Here is a 19,250-nt window from a genome sequence, read left to right as displayed (position 1 = left end):
ATGAATTACTTATTGAAAAATGGGATGATCTTAACAGAAAATGGTGAAATGCAAAAATCAGATATTCGTATTAAGAGCGGAAAAATATATGAAGTCGGTACTCATTTAGAGAATCATGGAGAAAAAGAGATTTCTGCAGACTCCTATTTAGTTACTCCCGGTTTTCTAGATTTACATATTCATTTGCGTGAACCAGGCGGAGAGCATAAAGAAACGATTGATACTGGTACATTAGCGGCTGCAAAAGGCGGGTTTACCACCGTTGCGCCAATGCCAAACACAAAGCCCGTTCCTGACACCCCAGAACAGATGGAATGGCTGCATAAACGTATTAAGGAAACAGCCCACGTTCGAGTTCTGCCATATGCATCGATCACCATGAACCAGGCTGGAGACGAACTTACGGATTTTGCCGGATTAAAGAGAGCGGGTGCATTTGCATTTACAGATGATGGAGTAGGCGTTCAAACCGCTTCTGTCATGCATGAAGCGATGAAGCGTGCAGCCGCACAGGATATGGCCATTGTTGCACATTGTGAAGATAACTCCTTGATTTATGGAGGAGCATATCATGAAGGAGAGTTTACAAAAAAACATGGAATTTCCGGAATTCCTTCCATCTGTGAATCTGTACAAATAGCCAGAGATGTGCTGCTTGCTGAATCAACAAACTGTCATTATCATGTTTGCCATATTAGTACAAAAGAATCGGTCAGAGTGGTAAGGGAAGCAAAGAAGGCAGGGATTAAGGTAACGGCAGAGGTCACGCCGCATCACCTATTGCTTTGTGATGAAGATATTCCATCATTGGATACAAATTATAAAATGAATCCGCCGCTGAGAGGAAAAGCGGATCAAAAAGCATTAATCGAAGGACTATTAGATGGAACCATTGATTTTATTGCAACGGATCATGCTCCTCATGCAGCAGAGGAAAAAGCAAAAGGATACGCCTCAGCACCATTTGGAATTGTTGGATTGGAAACAGCTTTTCCGCTGCTTTATACAAACTTTGTAGAAAAAGGGATCTTTACATTAAAACAGCTTGTTGATTGGTTAACGATTAAACCAGCAGAAAGCTTTAAGCTGCCATATGGAACGTTAAAGATAGGCGCAAGCGCAGATATTATTTTACTAGATTTACAGAATGAAAAAACAATTGACCCAGCACAATTTTTATCAAAAGGTAAAAACACGCCATTTACAAACTGGAATTGTAAAGGATGGCCAGTAGCTACATTTGTAGATGGAGAATTAAAATGGTCTGACGGAGGTGCGTTTGAATGAAAAGACAATTAATTTTGGAAGACGGAACAGTATTGGTAGGAAATGCATTTGGAAGTGAAATCGAAACAGTGGGTGAAGTTGTTTTTACAACAGGGATGACTGGATACCAGGAAACCATTACAGATCCTTCCTTTTGCGGTCAAATTGTAACGTTAACCTATCCTTTAATCGGTAATTACGGAATTAATAGAGAAGACTTTGAATCTATTAATCCTGCTATAAAGGGTTTAATCGTTAAGGAAGCAGCAACATACCCGTCAAACTGGCGTAATGATATCAGTATCCATGAGTTTTTAGAACGAAAAGGCATTCCAGGTATTGAAGGAATTGATACCCGTAAGCTAACTCGTATCATTCGCAAATATGGAACATTAAAGGGTGCTATTTGCTCAACTAAGGAGAATCCGGAAGAAGTTATTGAACGTTTAAAACAAATAGAACTTCCTATAGATCAAGTAAAACAAGTATCTACTAAGAATCCTTATCCAAGTCCGGGAAGAGGACATAAAGTTGTCCTAGTTGATTTTGGTTCGAAGCATGGTATTTTAAGAGAATTAAATAATCGTGATTGTGATGTAACCGTTGTTCCATATCATACAACCGCTGAGGAAATTCTATCTCTTCACCCAGATGGGGTTATGCTATCCAATGGACCTGGGGATCCAAAAGATGTACCAGAAGCTATTAACATGGTCCGCGATTTATTAGGGAAAGTGCCTTTATTCGGAATTTGTTTAGGGCATCAATTATTTGCTCTAGCATGCGGTGCAGACACCTATAAATTGAAATTCGGCCATCGTGGTGCAAATCATCCTGTTAAAGATTTAAAAACAGGCAAAGTGGTCTTTACTTCTCAAAACCACGGATATGCCGTCGATGAAGCATCTATTCAACATACAGATTTGGAAATTACCCAGATTAATTTAAATGATCAAACGATAGAGGGGCTTAAGCATAAGAAATACAGTGCATTTACAGTTCAATACCACCCAGAAGCCTCACCTGGGCCGGAAGATTCTAATGAGCTTTTTGATGAATTTTTAAAACAAATGGATCAATGGAAAGGTAGTGTGAAGCAACATGCCTAAACGTACAGATATTAACAGTATATTAGTAATCGGATCCGGTCCGATCATCATCGGTCAAGCAGCAGAATTTGATTACGCAGGGACGCAAGCTTGTTTGGCATTAAAAGAAGAAGGATACCGTGTTATCCTTGTTAACTCCAATCCAGCAACCATTATGACAGATACAGAAATTGCGGATGTTGTTTATATTGAACCATTGACACTTGAATTCGTTAGCCGAATTATCTGTAAAGAAAGACCAGATGCTATTCTGCCAACTCTAGGGGGGCAGACGGGATTAAACATGGCAATGGAGCTTCATAAAGCGGGAATTTTAGAAGAATGCAAGGTGGAAATTTTAGGTACAAGACTATCCGCCATTGAGCAAGCAGAAGACAGAGAGCTTTTCCGTCAGCTTATGAATGACTTGAAGGAACCAGTCCCAGAAAGCGAAATTGTTCACACATTAGAGGAAGCAAAAGCCTTTGTAGAGCAAATTGGCTATCCTATCATTGTTAGACCTGCTTATACATTAGGCGGAACAGGCGGCGGTATTTGCGAAAATGAACATGAGTTAGAAGAAATTGTCAATAGCGGATTAAACAATAGTCCAGTGCACCAATGTTTAATAGAAAAAAGTATTGCCGGATATAAAGAAATTGAATATGAAGTAATGCGTGATGCAAATGACAACGCAATTGTTGTTTGTAACATGGAAAACATTGATCCTGTAGGAGTACATACAGGGGATTCCATCGTAGTTGCACCAAGCCAAACATTAAGTGATCGAGAATATCACATGCTTCGCAATGTATCTTTAAAAATTATTAGAGCATTAGGAATTGAAGGAGGCTGTAATGTTCAGCTTGCATTAGATCCAAATAGTTTCCAATACTACATTATTGAGGTTAATCCTCGTGTCAGCAGATCGTCTGCCCTTGCATCCAAAGCAACTGGATATCCAATCGCAAAGCTGGCAGCAAAAATCGCAGTCGGTTTAACACTGGATGAAATTATGAATCCTGTAACCGGAAAAACATATGCATGCTTTGAGCCTGCGCTTGATTATGTAGTAACAAAGATTCCACGCTTTCCATTTGATAAATTCGAATCTGCTAATCGCCGCCTTGGAACACAGATGAAGGCAACAGGGGAAGTAATGGCCATCGGCAGAAACTTCGAAGAATCTATATTAAAAGCAATTCGTTCTTTAGAGAGCAATGTGTATCATTTAGAACTGCCAGATGCAGAAAAGTTTGATATGGAAGTGATCGAAAAACGAATCCGAAAAGCAGGGGATGAAAGACTTTTCTATATAGGGGAAGCTATCCGCAGAGGCGTATCCATCGATGAGATTCATGCTTGGTGTAAAATTGATCTATTCTTCTTAAATAAAATCGAAAAGATAATTCAATTTGAAGCAACTTTACAGCAAGCACCATATGATACTGAATTAGCACATGAAGCGAAAAGACTTGGATTTTCCGACTATATACTAGCAAAATTGTGGAATGCAACGGAGAAAGATATTTACAAATGGAGAAAAGACAATCAGCTGTTGCCTGTATATAAAATGGTAGACACATGTGCAGCAGAATTTGAATCAGAAACTCCATATTATTATGGAACCTATGAAGAGGAAAATGAATCCATTGTAACAAATCGAAAAAGCGTTGTCGTACTTGGTTCCGGACCAATTAGAATCGGTCAGGGAGTGGAATTCGATTATGCTACGGTTCATTCTGTTTGGGCCATTCAAGAGGCAGGATATGAAGCAATTATCATCAATAATAACCCGGAAACTGTCTCCACTGACTTTAGTATATCGGATAAATTATATTTTGAACCTCTTACAATTGAGGATGTTATGCATATTGTCGATTTAGAAAAGCCGGAAGGGGTTATCGTACAATTTGGCGGTCAGACGGCTATTAATCTAGCACAAGCATTAGTAGAACGCGGTGTGAAAATACTGGGAACATCACTAGAAAGTCTTGATCAAGCAGAGAATCGTGACAAATTTGAGCAAGCGTTAATGGAGCTTAACATTCCTCAGCCTTTAGGAAAAACTGCATTTTCTGTAGAGGAAGCAGTGAAAATTGCAAGTGAAATCGGATATCCAGTATTAGTTCGGCCATCTTATGTTCTTGGTGGTCGTGCAATGGAAATTGTGTACCATGAAGCAGAATTGATACATTACATGACAAACGCAGTGAAGGTAAATCCTGAGCATCCAGTCCTTGTCGATCGATATTTAATAGGAAAGGAAATTGAGGTGGATGCCATTTCAGACGGTGAAAAAGTATTAATTCCGGGGATTATGGAGCATATCGAGCGGGCAGGCGTCCATTCAGGAGACTCCATAGCTGTTTATCCGTCACAAAGTATTTCCTTAAAAATGAAAGAAAAAATTGTCGAATATACGACAAAGCTTGCGAGAGGTTTAAAAATAATTGGATTGCTTAATATTCAATATGTTATTTCAGATGATGAGCTTTATGTAATAGAGGTTAATCCAAGATCAAGCCGGACAGTGCCGTTTTTAAGTAAAATTACAAATGTACCAATGGCTAATCTTGCTACAAAGGTCATATTAGGAATTCCATTACCTGACTTAGATTATGGAACTGGTTTGGTTCCTGAAAAAGAAGGCGTCTTTGTAAAAGTTCCTGTATTCTCATTTGCGAAGCTTAGAAGGGTAGACATTACACTTGGACCGGAAATGAAATCAACTGGAGAAGTAATGGGCAAAGATACCACCTTGGAAAAAGCATTATACAAAGGTCTTGTTGCAGCGGGGATGAAAATTCAAAACTATGGTACGGTTCTCTTAACGGTAGCTGATAAGGATAAAGAAGAAAGCCTGGAGCTTGCAAAACGATTTGCAAATATCGGTTATACACTACTTGCTACAAGCGGAACAGCGAACTTTATGAAGGAAAATGGAATAAAAGTGGATATTGTCGATAAAATCGGCGCAGATGGGGAAACCCTTCTTGATGTGATCAAAACTGGCAAGGTGCAGCTTGTGATTAATACATTAACAAAAGGCAAGCAGCCTGAACGTGACGGCTTCCGTATTCGCAGGGAGGCAGTAGAAAACGGAATTCCTTGTCTAACATCATTGGATACAGCTGAAGCCATTTTAAGAGTGTTAGAATCGATGACATTTTCAACAGAGCAAATGGCTCCCGCACAAAGAGAGAAAGAGAGTGTACTTGCATGATCAGACAAGAGGACATGACAATTGTTTCGCAAAAATTAATTGCCTCAAATATTTATGAACTTACTTTAAAAGGGGATCTTGTTGAGGAAATGGAACAACCGGGGCAATTTGTTCATATCCGTGTACATCAACATGTTTCACCACTTTTACGAAGACCAATCAGCATAGCGGCTATACGGAAGGATCTGCAAACGGTCACTTTAATTTACCGTGCAGAAGGCGATGGAACTTCCCTATTAGCAAAAAGCAGGAGCGGTGACAAGGTAAATGTAATGGGGCCATTAGGGAATGGCTTTCCGATTGATGACTTGGGAAAAGGACAAGTTGCATTGTTGGTAGGCGGAGGGATTGGGGTCCCTCCCTTATATGAACTATCTTTGCAGTTAAGAAACAAAGGGGTAGAAGTAATCCATGTCCTAGGGTTTGAATCTGTCGAAAAATCGTTTTACCTTGATCAATTCTCTGAATTAGGGAAAACCTTTGTAGCTACTGTAGACGGGTCCTTAGGTACAAAGGGTTTTGTTACGGATGTAATAGAAAAAGAAAAAATAGATTTTGAATGTCTATATTCATGTGGTCCCCTTCCGATGTTAAGAGCTTTGGAAGAAAGGTTTGCTACCAAGAAAGGTTATATATCTTTAGAGCAGAGAATGGGCTGCGGAATTGGAGCTTGTTTAGCGTGTGTATGTCATGTGGCGAACGATCCCACAATGAAAAAATATCAAAAATTATGCAGTGACGGACCTGTTTTCAGAATGGGAGAGGTGATGATATGAATCCATTACAAATAGAATTACCTGGTCTCTCCTTAAAAAATCCCATTATGCCTGCATCAGGATGCTTTGGGTTCGGAAGAGAATACAGTCAATTTTATGATTTAAGTATGCTTGGCGCTATCATGATTAAGGCGACTACCTATGAGTCCAGATTCGGAAATGCTACGCCAAGAGTAGCTGAAACACCGGCGGGAATGTTGAATGCAATTGGTTTACAAAATCCCGGGCTGCAAGGGGTACTGACAAATGAACTTCCTTGGCTGGAACAATTCGATGTTCCGATTATCGCTAACGTTGCAGGTTCACAAGTAGAGGACTATGTAGAGGTTGCGAAGGAAATTTCAAAGGCACCAAATGTAAAAGCACTTGAATTGAATATTTCATGTCCAAATGTTAAAACGGGTGGAATTGCTTTTGGTACAATACCAGAAGTTGCTAGAGATTTAACAAAAAAAGTGAAGGATGTATCTGAGGTTCCCGTTTATGTGAAATTATCGCCAAATGTGACAAATATTGTAGAAATGGCTAAAGCAGTTGAGGATGCAGGTGCAGATGGATTAACGATGATTAATACTTTACTTGGGATGAGAATTGATATCCGTACCGGTCGCCCAATACTGGCAAATCGGACAGGTGGATTATCAGGACCAGCCATTAAGCCTGTTGCGATTCGAATGATATATGAGGTAAGTCAGCAAGTGAATATCCCAATTATTGGTATGGGCGGAATCCAACATGTGGATGATATTATAGAGTATTTTTATGCCGGTGCAAGTGCTGTGGCAATTGGAACTGCCAATTTTGTAGATCCTCTTATATGTCCGACATTAATTAAGGAACTGCCCGAAAAATTAGCGGAATTAAAAATCGATCATATTTCTGAAATAGTCGGAAGGAGTTGGAAAAGTGAAGTCATTTAAGCCGATTATTGCTCTAGATTTCCCAAATGAACAAGAGACACTCTCTTTTTTAAACCAGTTTCGAGAAGAAACACTTTACGTAAAGGTTGGAATGGAGCTTTACTATCAAACAGGTCCTAGTTTAATAGAACAATTAAAGAGTAGAGGACATCAGATATTTTTAGATTTAAAGTTGCATGATATTCCGAATACCGTTTACAGTGCGATGAAAGGGCTGGCGAAATTAGGGGTTGATATGGTCAATGTGCATGCTGCAGGTGGTGCTAATATGATGAAGGCCGCTCTTTCCGGATTAGAAGAAGGTACAGAACATGGGAAAGAGCGCCCTCTATTAATTGCTGTTACACAGTTAACCAGCACAAGCGAAGAGCAAATGAAGACAGAACAATTAATAAATACTTCACTGAATGAATCAATCCTTCATTATGCAAGACTTACTTTTGATTCAGGCTTAGATGGAGTTGTCTGTTCCGCATTAGAAGCGAAAATAATCGATCAGCATATTGGTTATCCGTTTATAAAGGTAACTCCTGGAATTAGACTTCACGGCGATAATCTGCATGATCAAAAGCGGGTAGTGACACCTGAAAAGGCTCGTGAATTGGGATCAAGCGCCATTGTTGTAGGCAGATCTATTACAAAATCGGATAATCCATACGAGACCTATATGAGCATAAAGAACACTTGGGAGGCAAAATAATGATGGATAAAAAATTAGTCGAGCAATTACTTGATATTGAAGCTGTTTTCCTAAGCCCTAATGAACCATTTACCTGGTCTTCCGGAATCAAATCCCCTATCTACTGTGACAATCGCTTAACATTGTCTTACCCACACTTGCGAAAAGAGATTGCTAAGGGATTAGCGGAAAAGATAAACATGCATTTTCCTAATGTAGATCTCATTGCTGGAACTGCAACTGCAGGAATTCCTCATGCCGCATGGGTAAGTGATTTAATGGAACTGCCTATGTGTTATGTACGTTCTAAAGCAAAAGGCCACGGAAAAGGAAATCAAATAGAGGGTAAGGTAGAAAAAGGACAAAGGGTTGTCGTGGTAGAGGATTTAATATCAACAGGCGGCAGTGTTATTACCGCTGTCCAAGCACTGCGCGAGGCAGGCTGCGAAGTAGTTGGAGTAGTTGCTATTTTTACTTATGAGCTTGAAAAAGGTAAACAACAATTAAATGAGTTCAACATAGAGCACCATTCTTTAACCAACTATTCCACACTATTAGATGTTGCGTTAGAAAGAAACATTATAACGGAAAATGATTTGGATACTTTAAAAGCATGGAGGAAAGACCCAGGTTCTTGGGGGAGTAATTAAATATAAAAAAGGTCAAAAGGCGTAAACTTATGCCTTTTGACCTTTTTTCATTTTCATAACCCTTTCGCTATCTGGAGTAACAAAAACGGTTTGCTGATGTTCATATGTTACAAACCCGGGTTTCGCTCCTGCAGGTTTTTTGACATAGCGTATTTTTGTGAAATCAACTGGTACAGAACTGGAATCCTTCGCTTTACTGTAATAAGCAGCAATCACTGCAGCCTCCAGAATTGTATCATCTGATGGATTTTTACTGCGAATGACAACATGTGACCCGGGAATATCCTTCGTATGCAGCCATATTTCATCTCTTGCGGCCACTTTATTTGTTAAATAGTCGTTTTGTTTATTATTTTTACCGACTAGTATTTCCGTGTCATCCGAAGAAAAATATTTTTCTAAAGAAATTTTCGGAAGCTTATTTTTTTGCCCTCTTTTTTGTTTTAGCTTCATATAGCCTTCTTCTGCCAGTTCCAGTCTAATTTCTTCAATGTCTCTCGGAGCAGCCGATTCAATTTGCTGTAACAAGCTTTCAAAATAAAGAATTTCTTTTTCCGCTATTTCAATTTGTTCCTGCACAACAATTAAAGCATTTTTTGCTTTCTGGTACCTTGAGAAATAACTTTGGGCATTTTCGGACGGTGTCTTTCTAGGATCTAACGGAATAAGTTCCGTTTTTCCATCTGCATCATAGTAATTTACGACCTCAATTTCCTTCATGCCTTTTGCAACTAAATATAGATTAGCTGTCAATAGTTCTCCATATAATTGAAATCGATCCGCATTTTTTGCATCATTTAAGGTATCCCTAAGTTTATCTATCTTCGTTTCATTTTTTGAAATCTCATTTTTAATAAAACGTTCTAAATCATGTGCTTGCTGCTTCACTCTGTCTCGTTCGGCTTTGCCAAAATAAAAATGATCCAACATGATACTTAAAGTTGGGAATGTCTTTATTTCACCATTCAAAAAGGAAATGGGAAAAAGATAAAAGCTTTCTTTTTCTTTTCCAGTTATGATAGTCGGCTCATAATGATGTTTTTTTAGAATAGACATTACATCGATAAAAGCAGCCGGCAGAGTCAATCTGTTTGCTATTTTTGCCCTATGTATGATTTCAGAACTAAGAAGTGGTGAGATTCCTGAAAAGTGTTGGACAAGCTGTTTATCCAATCTTCCGTTATTAAAATCAATTACACGTTGAATATCCGCTTCGGAAGATTCCAAAGGATTCTGCTTATTTTGTTCAGGCGGCAGTTTATATTCCGCTCCCGGCAGAACAACCCGGTAACTGTTTACGCTTGAGGAGACATGCTTGATGCTATCAAGAATCATATTTCGTTCTTTATCAACAAGAATAATATTGCTATGTCTTCCCATTATTTCCACATATAACTTTTTATAAGAAATATCACCGATTTCATTTCTTCCCTTTATTTCGAAAACAATGATCCGATCTAAACCAATTTGTTCAATCTTCTCAATGTTATAGCCTTCGAGATGCTTTCGTAACAGCATGCAAAACATAGGCGGCTCTGGTGGGTTATCATATTGTTCTTCTGTGATTTGAATCCGTGAATGACTCGGATGTGCGGAAAGCAATAGTTTGTAGTTTCTTCCTCCTGATCGAATAACCATGATAAGTTCGTTTTTATAAGGTTGATGAATTTTGTTGATTCTGCCCCCAAGTAATAGATCTGTAAGCTCTTTAGTCATTGCCCTTGTGAATAATCCGTCAAAAGACATTGTTAACATTCCTCTACCATTAATTTTATTAGCTTATTATATCATTTTTTTGGACGAGTCTGAATATGCTTGCTAGGAGAGGTTGTTCAAAAAGAAAAAACCAATTCCTTATTATGCTTACCGAACGCCCGACATTGCTCCAAGAGAGTCGAGCCATCAGCATTTCTAATTCTTATTGAACACGGATAAGACAACTTCTGTTCAGTTAGGGGAGAGTGTGATTTGAATGATGTTCCATGAAATGAAAGAAAAAGATGTGGAAAAGGTTTTAAACACAAATGTTAAACATGGATTAACACAAAAAGAAGTAGAAAAGAAGCGAAAACAATTTGGGTGGAATGAGCTTGACGAGGGAGAGAAGCAATCTGCCTTATTGCTTTTTTTCAGTCAGTTTAAGGATTTTATGACTCTGGTATTACTTGGTGCGACGCTTGTATCCGGTTTTTTAGGAGAGTATATTGATGCAATCGCCATTATCGCAATTGTGCTAATTAATGGGTTTTTGGGATATTTTCAAGAAAGAAAGGCAGAAAAATCATTACAAGCACTGAAGGAAATGTCGGCCCCTCAAGTTACAGTTCTTCGTGATGGGAATTGGACAAAAATCATGTCACGTGAAGTAGTAGTCGGAGATATTATGAGATTTTCATCTGGTGATCGAATAGGTGCAGATTTACGTATTTTTGAGGCTAATAATTTGGAAATTGAGGAATCTGCTTTAACGGGAGAATCGATTCCATCAGCTAAAAATACAGAAATAATTACGAAAAAAGATGTTGGTCTTGGCGATATGAACAACATGGCCTTTATGGGAACCATGGTTACTAGAGGAAACGGAATTGGTATTGTCACTGGCATCGGGATGAAAACAGCTATGGGTGAAATTGCCCATATGATTCAAAATGCAGATGTAATGGAAACCCCTTTACAAAGAAGGCTTGAGCAATTAGGAAAAATACTCATAGTTGTTGCATTGCTTCTTACTTTATTGGTGGTAGTGGTAGGAGTTGTCCACGGACATGATCTATATTCGATGTTTCTAGCTGGTGTATCTCTTGCAGTTGCGGCAATACCGGAAGGACTTCCGGCAATCGTAACCGTTGCCCTATCGCTTGGCGTTCAAAGAATGATTAGGAAAAATGCCATTGTTAGGAAGCTTCCAGCAGTTGAAACACTTGGGTGTGCATCCGTTATTTGTTCCGATAAAACCGGGACAATGACTCAAAATAAAATGACTGTGACACATATTTGGAGCGGAGGCAAATCATGGAGTGTATCAGGAACAGGATATTATCCTGAGGGTGGATTTTACTTTAAAGACAATGAAATAAAACCTCAAAATGAAAAAAGCTTATATCAACTATTAACCTTTGGATTACTTTGCAACCATGCAGAACTGAAAGCTAGGGACAAAGATTTTTACCTTGATGGTGATCCTACTGACGGAGCTCTATTAGTTTCGGCAATGAAAGCAGGTTTAACAAGGGAATCTTTGCAAGGTCAATTTACAATCGAAAAGGAATTTCCATTTGACTCCAATCGGAAAATGATGAGTGTCGTTGTTCGGGATAAAAATAATCGCAGATTTGTCATTACAAAAGGTGCACCTGATGTATTAATTGGACTTTGCGAATCTGTTCTTTGGGAAGGAAGACAGGTATTATTTCACTCAGAATACATGACACAAACGCAAAGAGTCATTGAGGAACTTGCTGGAAAAGCATTAAGAAATATAGCGATTGCCTTCAAGCCTTTAGATAATCAAATCGATATACAAAGCGAAGAAGAAGCCGAAAAAGATTTAATATTTATTGGTTTGCAAGGAATGATTGATCCGCCAAGACCAGAAGTGAAGCAGGCGATTAAAGAGTGTAAAGAAGCAGGAATTAAAACGGTTATGATTACTGGAGATCATGTAATCACTGCAAAGGCTATTGCGAAGGAGCTTGGGATTCTGCAAACTAATTCAAAGGTTTTGGATGGTCAAGCACTCAATAATATGAATGTGGATGAATTAGAAGATATAGTCGACGATGTATCCGTATTTGCGAGAGTATCTCCTGAGCATAAATTAAAAATCGTCAAGGCACTTCAAAATCGCGGACATATTGTTGCCATGACAGGTGATGGTGTGAATGATGCCCCTGCCATTAAGTCAGCTGATATTGGTATTTCCATGGGTATTACCGGAACGGATGTAGCGAAAGAATCATCTTCCCTAATCCTTTTAGATGACAATTTTGCCACTATAAAAGCGGCTATCAAGGAAGGACGGAATATTTATGAAAATATTCGCAAATTTATCCGTTACTTGCTTGCTTCAAATGTCGGTGAAATTTTAGTTATGTTATTTGCGATGATTCTTTACTTACCATTACCATTGGTGCCAATTCAAATTTTATGGGTGAACTTAGTTACGGATGGACTGCCTGCAATGGCCCTTGGACTTGATCAACCTGAAGATAATGTGATGAAACGAAAACCTCGTCATCCAAAAGAGGGTGTATTTGCAAGAGGATTAGGATGGAAGGTAGTTTCAAGGGGATTTTTAATCGGGATTGCAACGATCATTGCGTTTATAACAGTATACAGGCAGCATTTGGATAACTTGGCATATGCGCAAACCATTGCCTTTGCAACCCTTGTATTAGCTCAGCTTATTCATGTATTTGACTGTAGAAGTGAGCGCTCCATTTTTTCCAGGAATCCATTTGGCAATTTGTATCTAGTAGGAGCAGTTCTTTCTTCCGTAATCTTAATGCTAGGGGTTATTTATATACCATCATTGCAGCCGGTATTTCACACTGTCCCAATCATCCCAAGGGATTGGTTGTTGATTTTAGGAATGAGCTCCATTCCAACATTTATGTTAGCAGGATCACTTTTCGTGAGAAAAAAGGAATAATGTATGTTATACTAAGAAGAGTAATAGGATTATCCTGTTACTTCTTTTTTTGTACAAAATGAATTAGTTTTCTCCTTAGTCGGAATGGGAAGTGATATAATAATGGTACTAAGCATGACCGGGTTTGGCAGAAGTAAAAAACAACGGCAGGGTTTCGAAGCTATTGTTGAAATCAAAACAGTAAATCATCGTTTTTCCGAAATTAACGTACGAGTCCCGAGAACTCTACTGAAAATAGAGGAAAAAGTTAAAAAGACAATAAATGAATATATCCATAGAGGACGTATTGAAGTTTTTATCCTGCTTTCTGGGAATGGGGGAACGACGCGCAAGTTACATATTGACTGGAACTTGCTAGATGATTATTATCAATTTATTAGTCAATTAAAAAATAAGTATGATTTACATTCGCAGGTAGATTTGAAAGACCTTTTAACACAACATGATATTGTATCAATAGAAGAGCTAGAAGAAGAAAATAAAGACTTGGAAGAACTTGTCTTACTTGCGGTAAAAGAAGCAATACATAATGTGGTGCAAATGCGGACTGTGGAAGGAGAACAGCTTCATAAGGATATTGTGCATCAGCTAGGGCTTTTTCAAAAATGTCTTGAATTGCTTACCGAATATGCTCCGGCAGTCGTTGAGCAGTATAAAATGCGGATAGAAAAGAAAATCAAAGACTATACAGCTGGACATTTTGATGAATCCAGAGTATTGACGGAAATTGCTATATTTGTTGATAAAGCGGATATAAACGAAGAAATAACAAGACTTGAAAGTCACCTGCTCCAATTTAAAAATAGTCTTTTATTGGATGGTCCGGTGGGAAGAAAATTAGATTTTATGATTCAAGAAATGAACCGAGAAGTTAACACAATAGGTTCCAAAGCCAATGATTCCAAAATTTCGTCTCTAATTGTAGAGATGAAAACGATATTAGAAAAGATGCGGGAACAGGTTCAAAATATTGAGTGATTATTTCCTTGATGAAAAGGTCAAAATAGATTATTGGTAGTTGGGGGATTGTTATGTCTATTAAGCTTATTAATATCGGGTTTGGCAATATAGTATCAGCTAATCGAATGATATCCATTGTAAGTCCGGAATCAGCACCAATCAAACGCCTGGTTCAAGACGCTAGAGACAGAGGAAATTTAATTGATGCAACTTATGGAAGAAGGACCAGAGCTGTAATTATCATGGACAGCGATCATGTTATATTGTCTGCTGTACAGCCTGAAACGGTAGCACATCGGTTAAGTAATAAGGATGACAATGGAGAAGAAGGGTAGGATTTTTTTTGATGAAGGAAAAAGGCTTATTAATTGTTCTTTCTGGTCCATCTGGGGTTGGAAAGGGAACTGTCAGAAAAGCGATATTTTCTGGTGATACCCAATTTGAATATTCTATATCTATGACTACGCGAAAGCCTCGCGAAGGAGAAGTGGATGGAGTAGATTATTTTTTTAAAACTAGGGAAGAATTCGAGGCACTAATCGCTCAAGATAAGCTTTTGGAGTATGCAGAGTATGTAGGGAATTATTATGGAACTCCTGTAGATTATGTAAAAGAAACATTAGAAGCTGGGAAGGATGTTTTCTTAGAAATTGAGGTGCAAGGTGCCAAACAAGTAAGAGATAAATTTCCTGAAGGATTATTTATTTTTCTTGCCCCGCCAAGCCTTAATGAGTTACAATCAAGGATTGTAACGAGAGGTACAGAAACAGATGAGTTAATTCAAAACAGAATGAAAGAAGCAAGAAAAGAAATTGAGCTTATGAGCCTTTATGATTATGTGGTTGAAAATGATCAAGTAGAGGCAGCCTGTGATCGAATTAAAGCAATCGTGCAAGCGGAGCATTGTAGAACAACCCGTGTAGCGCCAAGATATCAAAAAATGTTGGAGGTTGAGTAATATGTTATATCCATCTATTGACAAACTGCTTAAAATTATCGACTCAAAATATTCATTAGTAACTGTTGCTGCCAAACGAGCACGTAATCTTCAAGATGATGGCGGCGGTTTACTAAATAATTTTGTTTCTCAAAAATATGTCGGTAAAGCGTTAGAAGAAATTTATGCAAAAAAATTAGTCATTAAAACAGATGACGAAAACGTTCAAGGATAAGCCGGGAACAACCTATGAAAAAATAGGTTGTTTTTTCTTTTAACCTGACTTTAAATACTTCATAATAATAAGAAAAGCGTAAGCGCCTTGTCCATCGACGTACAAACTGTACGGCTTCGACGCAAGATTTAGGAAACACAGGGAGGTAGTTCAGGAGCTGATGTTGACTTAACGTAGGGAGAAGACCGGAAGTTTGCTAGTCGATAGGCGCTGTAGCTGTACAGATTAAATGAAATTATTGGAGGTTAACATGCTGAATAAGAATATATTATTATGTGTCACTGGTGGTATTGCTGTTTATAAGGCTGCGGCATTAACAAGTAAACTGGTTCAAGCTGGTGCAAAGGTAAAAGTAATTATGTCTAAATCAGCTTGTCAGTTTGTCACACCTTTAACATTCCAAGCACTCTCAAGAAACGATGTTTACACCGATACATTTGACGAAAAACATCCTGAAGTGATCGCTCATATTGATTTGGCTGATTGGGCAGATCTTGTCTTAGTCGCACCCGCAACTGCAAATGTAATTGGAAAATTAGCAAATGGCATCGCAGACGACATGATCACCACGACTTTATTAGCGACAACTGCTCCAGTTTGGATAGCACCTGCTATGAATGTACATATGTATAATCACCCTGCCGTAATCAAAAATATTGAGACTCTTGCAGGTTTCGGATACCAGTTCGTGGAACCAAATGAGGGCTATCTGGCATGTGGTTATGTTGGAAAAGGCAGATTAGAGGAGCCAGAGAAAATTGTTTCGCTTGTAACTAATTACTTTCAAACACAAACAAATATTTTATCAGGACAAACGATTCTCATTACTGCTGGACCAACAAAGGAAATGATAGATCCCGTGCGATATTTGACGAATCGCTCATCTGGTAAGATGGGATATGCTCTTGCGGAAGAAGCAGTAAAAATGGGGGCAAAGGTGATTTTAGTTTCAAGTGTTGATTCCTTGACCACACCAAAGGATGTACAGTTTGTAAAAATCACCAGTGCAGAGGATATGTATCAAGCGGTTATGGATAATTACCAAAAGGCGTCTATTATTATCAAGAGTGCAGCTGTTGCTGATTACCGTCCAAAGGAAATTTCGAATCAAAAGTTAAAGAAAAAAGATGGAAATTTAATCATTGAATTTGAAAGAACGAAAGATATTTTATTAGAACTTGGGAAAAAAGAGGACAAGCCGTTTTTAGTAGGTTTTGCCGCAGAAACGGAAAAAATCGATGAATACGCCTGGAGCAAGTTAGAACGAAAGAATGCGGACATGATTGTAGCTAATGATGTAACCAAAGCAGGTGCAGGGTTTGAGGGTGACACAAACATAGTCACTCTGTATAAAAAGAACCATGAAAAGAAAGAGCTTCCGCTGCTTAGCAAAAATCAAACTGCAAAAGAAATATTATTAGAGATATACAGGGATTTGAAAGAAGGAGTTAAGAATGCAAATAGCTAGCGTAATTGTTGATGTTCCAACAATGCGTACGGATAAAACTTATGATTATCTCATTCCCGAAGAGTGGAAGGATAGGATTTATGCTGGTACAAGAGTTTCTGTCCCGTTTGGCCCGCGTTCGATTCAAGGATTTGTTTTAGATATTCGGGATCATTCCGATATAAATAAATTAAAAGAAATCATTGAACCGCTGGATCTTACTCCTGTATTAAATAAGGAATTATTGCAGTTAGGACATTGGTTAACAGAGAGCACATTATGCTTGAAGGTTTCCGCGTATCAAGCAATGCTCCCATCAGCGATGAAAGCAAAATATAAAAAAATACTTCATCTTGTCTCAAACACGCATGATCCAAATCTGCAAAAAATATTTGGACAAAAAGACGAAATAATGTGGGAAGAAGCGGAAGAAAGAAAAGCACTGCCGTTTTTGCAAAAGGAAGTAAAGAAGGGCAATGTTGAAGTTCGTTATGTTGTAAAGAGCAAAGGAAATAAAAAAATGATTCGCATCTTTCATCTCCTGCTATCAAGAGAGGAGTTAGAAAATATTCTTTTAAGTTACCCAAATAATGCCATTAAACAAAAAAGTATATTAGAGTGTTTCATAAAGATTGGCAAAGACAAATTAACGATAAATGAAATAACGGAGGCAACAGGTGCGACTCTTGCTTCTGTTCGTCCTTTAGTCCAAAAAGGTTACTTAATGGAAAAACAAGAAGAAGTTTATCGGGATCCGTATGAAAATAGAGTATTTAAACGAACAGAAGCTCTGAAGCTAACGGAAGAACAACAAAAAGCTATTGATCCGATTATGCATACTATTGAAGAAAAAAAGCATGAAACGTTTCTTTTATATGGAGTTACGGGCAGCGGAAAAACGGAAGTATACTTGCAATCCATTCAAAGAGTGTTAGACAACGGAAAAGAGGCGATTGTTCTGGTGCCTGAAATCTCCTTAACCCCACAAATGGTTCACCGTTTTAAAGGTCGGTTTGGGGATGACGTAGCGGTTCTTCACAGTGGATTATCCGTTGGTGAACATTACGACGAATGGAGAAAAATCCAAAGGAAAGAAGTAAAAGTCGTTGTCGGAGCGAGATCGGCTATTTTTGCTCCATTTGAAAACCTAGGAATTATCATCATTGATGAAGAACATGAAACAAGCTACAAACAGGAAGAGAATCCGCGTTACCACGCAAGAGATGTAGCTATTTTTCGCGGGAATTATCATAAATGTCCAGTCATTCTCGGAAGTGCAACTCCTTCTCTAGAATCCTTTGCAAGAGCACAAAAAGGTGTATACACACTTCTTACAATGAATAGAAGGATGAATAATAAGGAATTGCCTAATGTTTCAATAGTTGACATGAGAGAAGAACTGCGCGAGGGGAATCGCTCCATTTTCTCTCGGGAATTATTTTCTAAGCTGCAAGATCGTCTCGAGAAAAAACAACAAACTGTTCTATTTTTAAATAAGCGCGGGTATTCTTCTTTCGTCATGTGCAGGGATTGCGGCTTTGTAATCCAGTGTCCGCATTGCGACATTTCATTAACATATCATCGCCATTCAAACCAAATGAAATGTCATTATTGTGGTTATGAGGATTTGGTGCCAACAACATGCCCTGAATGCAATAGCGAGCATATCCGCTATTTTGGAACTGGAACTCAAAAAGTAGAAGAAGAAATCGGCAAACTGCTGCCTGAAGCTAGAGTGATCCGCATGGATGTAGATACGACAAGCAGGAAAGGTGCTCATGAGAAATTACTGCAGCAATTTCAAGAAGGAAAAGCAGATATATTATTAGGGACACAAATGATTGCGAAGGGGTTAGATTTTCCGAATATCACCCTAGTAGGTGTATTAAGTGCAGATACAATGCTGCATTTACCTGATTTCCGATCATCTGAAAAAACATTCCAGCTGTTAACTCAAGTAAGTGGTAGAGCGGGAAGGCATGAACTTGAAGGTGAAGTAGTTATACAAACATATACACCGGAACATTACAGTATTGAACTTGCGGGCACCCAAGACTATAACCGCTTTTATAAACAAGAAATGATCATGCGTAAAATCGGATCATATCCGCCATTCTATTATTTAGCATTGATAACAGTAAGCCACGAAGAGTTAATGAAAGTTGTATCTACAACGGAAAAAATAACGAAATTCATTCGCTCGAAAATATCGGAGGATTCCGTGATTCTAGGTCCTGTAACATCTCCTATCCCTAGAATAAATAATAGATATCGTTATCAATGTCTGATAAAATACAAGCGGGAACCAGACTTAGCCAAAAATCTGCGTTTGGTACTCGAGCATTTCGGAACGTCAAAGCAATCAGAAGGACTAACAATCTCGATTGATGTCAATCCTTATATGATGATGTAAAA

The 19,250-nt window shown here is 38.4% G+C and carries 15 protein-coding genes; 14 read left to right on the top strand and 1 reads right to left on the bottom strand.

The annotated features are described in order from the left end of the window. Genes pyrC through pyrE form a run of 7 tightly spaced genes read left to right on the top strand, consistent with a single transcriptional unit; the run spans window position 1 to window position 8,605 of the window. Window positions 1-1,287, top strand: coding sequence for a dihydroorotase (gene pyrC, locus AN964_RS15090; protein WP_055740478.1), 1,287 nt, complete (start codon window positions 1-3; stop codon window positions 1,285-1,287). Continuing rightward, the gene (locus tag AN964_RS15085) at window positions 1,284-2,375 is read left to right on the top strand and encodes a carbamoyl phosphate synthase small subunit (protein WP_055740477.1); all 1,092 of its coding nucleotides are present in this window, start codon (window positions 1,284-1,286) and stop codon (window positions 2,373-2,375) included. The genes pyrC and AN964_RS15085 overlap by 4 nt, the downstream gene beginning before the upstream one ends. Further along, on the top strand, window positions 2,368-5,580 hold the full coding sequence (gene carB, locus AN964_RS15080) for a carbamoyl-phosphate synthase large subunit (RefSeq protein WP_055740476.1): 3,213 nt from the start codon (window positions 2,368-2,370) through the stop codon (window positions 5,578-5,580). The genes AN964_RS15085 and carB overlap by 8 nt, the downstream gene beginning before the upstream one ends. Continuing rightward, complete coding sequence (locus AN964_RS15075; RefSeq protein ID WP_055740475.1) at window positions 5,577-6,356, top strand: dihydroorotate dehydrogenase electron transfer subunit; 780 nt, start codon at window positions 5,577-5,579, stop codon at window positions 6,354-6,356. The genes carB and AN964_RS15075 overlap by 4 nt, the downstream gene beginning before the upstream one ends. Continuing rightward, window positions 6,353-7,276, top strand: coding sequence for a dihydroorotate dehydrogenase (locus tag AN964_RS15070; RefSeq protein WP_055740474.1), 924 nt, complete (start codon window positions 6,353-6,355; stop codon window positions 7,274-7,276). The genes AN964_RS15075 and AN964_RS15070 overlap by 4 nt, the downstream gene beginning before the upstream one ends. Then, window positions 7,263-7,976, top strand: a complete 714-nt coding sequence (gene pyrF / locus AN964_RS15065) for an orotidine-5'-phosphate decarboxylase (protein ID WP_055740473.1) — start codon at window positions 7,263-7,265, stop codon at window positions 7,974-7,976. Before AN964_RS15070 ends, pyrF begins: the two co-directional genes overlap by 14 nt. 2 nt (window positions 7,977-7,978) lie before the next feature. Then, window positions 7,979-8,605: an orotate phosphoribosyltransferase gene (pyrE, locus tag AN964_RS15060; RefSeq protein WP_055741254.1), complete on the top strand. Its 627-nt coding sequence runs from the start codon at window positions 7,979-7,981 to the stop codon at window positions 8,603-8,605. Between the two features lie 27 nt (window positions 8,606-8,632). Here pyrE and AN964_RS15055 read toward each other — a convergent pair whose 3' ends face one another. After that, window positions 8,633-10,351 carry an Rqc2 family fibronectin-binding protein gene (locus AN964_RS15055; protein ID WP_055740472.1) on the bottom strand — a complete coding sequence of 573 codons (1,719 nt, stop codon included), beginning with the start codon at window positions 10,349-10,351 and terminating at the stop codon, window positions 8,633-8,635. Between the two features lie 226 nt (window positions 10,352-10,577). Here AN964_RS15055 and AN964_RS15050 point away from each other — a divergent pair, with 226 nt between their 5' ends. From AN964_RS15050 to priA, 7 genes are all read left to right on the top strand, one after another. Next, window positions 10,578-13,256 carry a cation-translocating P-type ATPase gene (locus AN964_RS15050; protein WP_055740471.1) on the top strand — a complete coding sequence of 893 codons (2,679 nt, stop codon included), beginning with the start codon at window positions 10,578-10,580 and terminating at the stop codon, window positions 13,254-13,256. Between the two features lie 102 nt (window positions 13,257-13,358). Next, window positions 13,359-14,234, top strand: coding sequence for a YicC/YloC family endoribonuclease (locus AN964_RS15045; protein WP_055740470.1), 876 nt, complete (start codon window positions 13,359-13,361; stop codon window positions 14,232-14,234). Between the two features lie 53 nt (window positions 14,235-14,287). After that, window positions 14,288-14,551, top strand: a complete 264-nt coding sequence (gene remA / locus AN964_RS15040) for an extracellular matrix/biofilm regulator RemA (protein WP_055740469.1) — start codon at window positions 14,288-14,290, stop codon at window positions 14,549-14,551. An 11-nt stretch (window positions 14,552-14,562) separates the two neighbouring features. Next, entirely contained in the window at window positions 14,563-15,174 is a 612-nt protein-coding gene (gene gmk / locus AN964_RS15035) for a guanylate kinase (RefSeq protein WP_055740468.1), read from the top strand. Window position 15,175: 1 nt separating this feature from the next. After that, window positions 15,176-15,388, top strand: a complete 213-nt coding sequence (gene rpoZ / locus AN964_RS15030; RefSeq protein WP_055740467.1) for a DNA-directed RNA polymerase subunit omega — start codon at window positions 15,176-15,178, stop codon at window positions 15,386-15,388. A gap of 250 nt (window positions 15,389-15,638) precedes the next feature. Continuing rightward, on the top strand, window positions 15,639-16,856 hold the full coding sequence (coaBC, locus tag AN964_RS15025) for a bifunctional phosphopantothenoylcysteine decarboxylase/phosphopantothenate--cysteine ligase CoaBC (RefSeq protein WP_055740466.1): 1,218 nt from the start codon (window positions 15,639-15,641) through the stop codon (window positions 16,854-16,856). Beyond that, window positions 16,843-19,248, top strand: coding sequence for a primosomal protein N' (gene priA / locus AN964_RS15020; protein ID WP_055740465.1), 2,406 nt, complete (start codon window positions 16,843-16,845; stop codon window positions 19,246-19,248). Before coaBC ends, priA begins: the two co-directional genes overlap by 14 nt. Window positions 19,249-19,250: the final 2 nt, after the last annotated feature.

Origin of the sequence: Heyndrickxia shackletonii (assembly GCF_001420715.1) — a bacterium.
In the GTDB taxonomy this organism is placed as follows: Bacteria; Bacillota; Bacilli; order Bacillales; family Bacillaceae_C; genus Margalitia; species Margalitia shackletonii.
The sequence above is the reverse complement of the archived record's forward strand: the minus strand, read 5'-3'. Positions and strand labels throughout refer to the sequence as shown.

What these genes read in the sequence shown, in the direction of transcription:
- carB (WP_055740476.1), top strand. Translation starts at nt 2,368, where the DNA reads ATGCCTAAACGTACAGATATTAACAGTATATTAGTAATCGGATCCGGT.
- pyrE (WP_055741254.1), top strand. Translation starts at nt 7,979, where the DNA reads ATGGATAAAAAATTAGTCGAGCAATTACTTGATATTGAAGCTGTTTTC.
- coaBC (WP_055740466.1), top strand. Translation starts at nt 15,639, where the DNA reads ATGCTGAATAAGAATATATTATTATGTGTCACTGGTGGTATTGCTGTT.
- priA (WP_055740465.1), top strand. Translation starts at nt 16,843, where the DNA reads ATGCAAATAGCTAGCGTAATTGTTGATGTTCCAACAATGCGTACGGAT.
- gmk (WP_055740468.1), top strand. Translation starts at nt 14,563, where the DNA reads ATGAAGGAAAAAGGCTTATTAATTGTTCTTTCTGGTCCATCTGGGGTT.
- pyrC (WP_055740478.1), top strand. Translation starts at nt 1, where the DNA reads ATGAATTACTTATTGAAAAATGGGATGATCTTAACAGAAAATGGTGAA.
- AN964_RS15045 (WP_055740470.1), top strand. Translation starts at nt 13,359, where the DNA reads ATGGTACTAAGCATGACCGGGTTTGGCAGAAGTAAAAAACAACGGCAG.
- rpoZ (WP_055740467.1), top strand. Translation starts at nt 15,176, where the DNA reads ATGTTATATCCATCTATTGACAAACTGCTTAAAATTATCGACTCAAAA.
- AN964_RS15050 (WP_055740471.1), top strand. Translation starts at nt 10,578, where the DNA reads ATGATGTTCCATGAAATGAAAGAAAAAGATGTGGAAAAGGTTTTAAAC.
- AN964_RS15070 (WP_055740474.1), top strand. Translation starts at nt 6,353, where the DNA reads ATGAATCCATTACAAATAGAATTACCTGGTCTCTCCTTAAAAAATCCC.
- AN964_RS15085 (WP_055740477.1), top strand. Translation starts at nt 1,284, where the DNA reads ATGAAAAGACAATTAATTTTGGAAGACGGAACAGTATTGGTAGGAAAT.
- AN964_RS15075 (WP_055740475.1), top strand. Translation starts at nt 5,577, where the DNA reads ATGATCAGACAAGAGGACATGACAATTGTTTCGCAAAAATTAATTGCC.
- AN964_RS15055 (WP_055740472.1), bottom strand. Translation starts at nt 10,351, where the DNA reads ATGTCTTTTGACGGATTATTCACAAGGGCAATGACTAAAGAGCTTACA.
- remA (WP_055740469.1), top strand. Translation starts at nt 14,288, where the DNA reads ATGTCTATTAAGCTTATTAATATCGGGTTTGGCAATATAGTATCAGCT.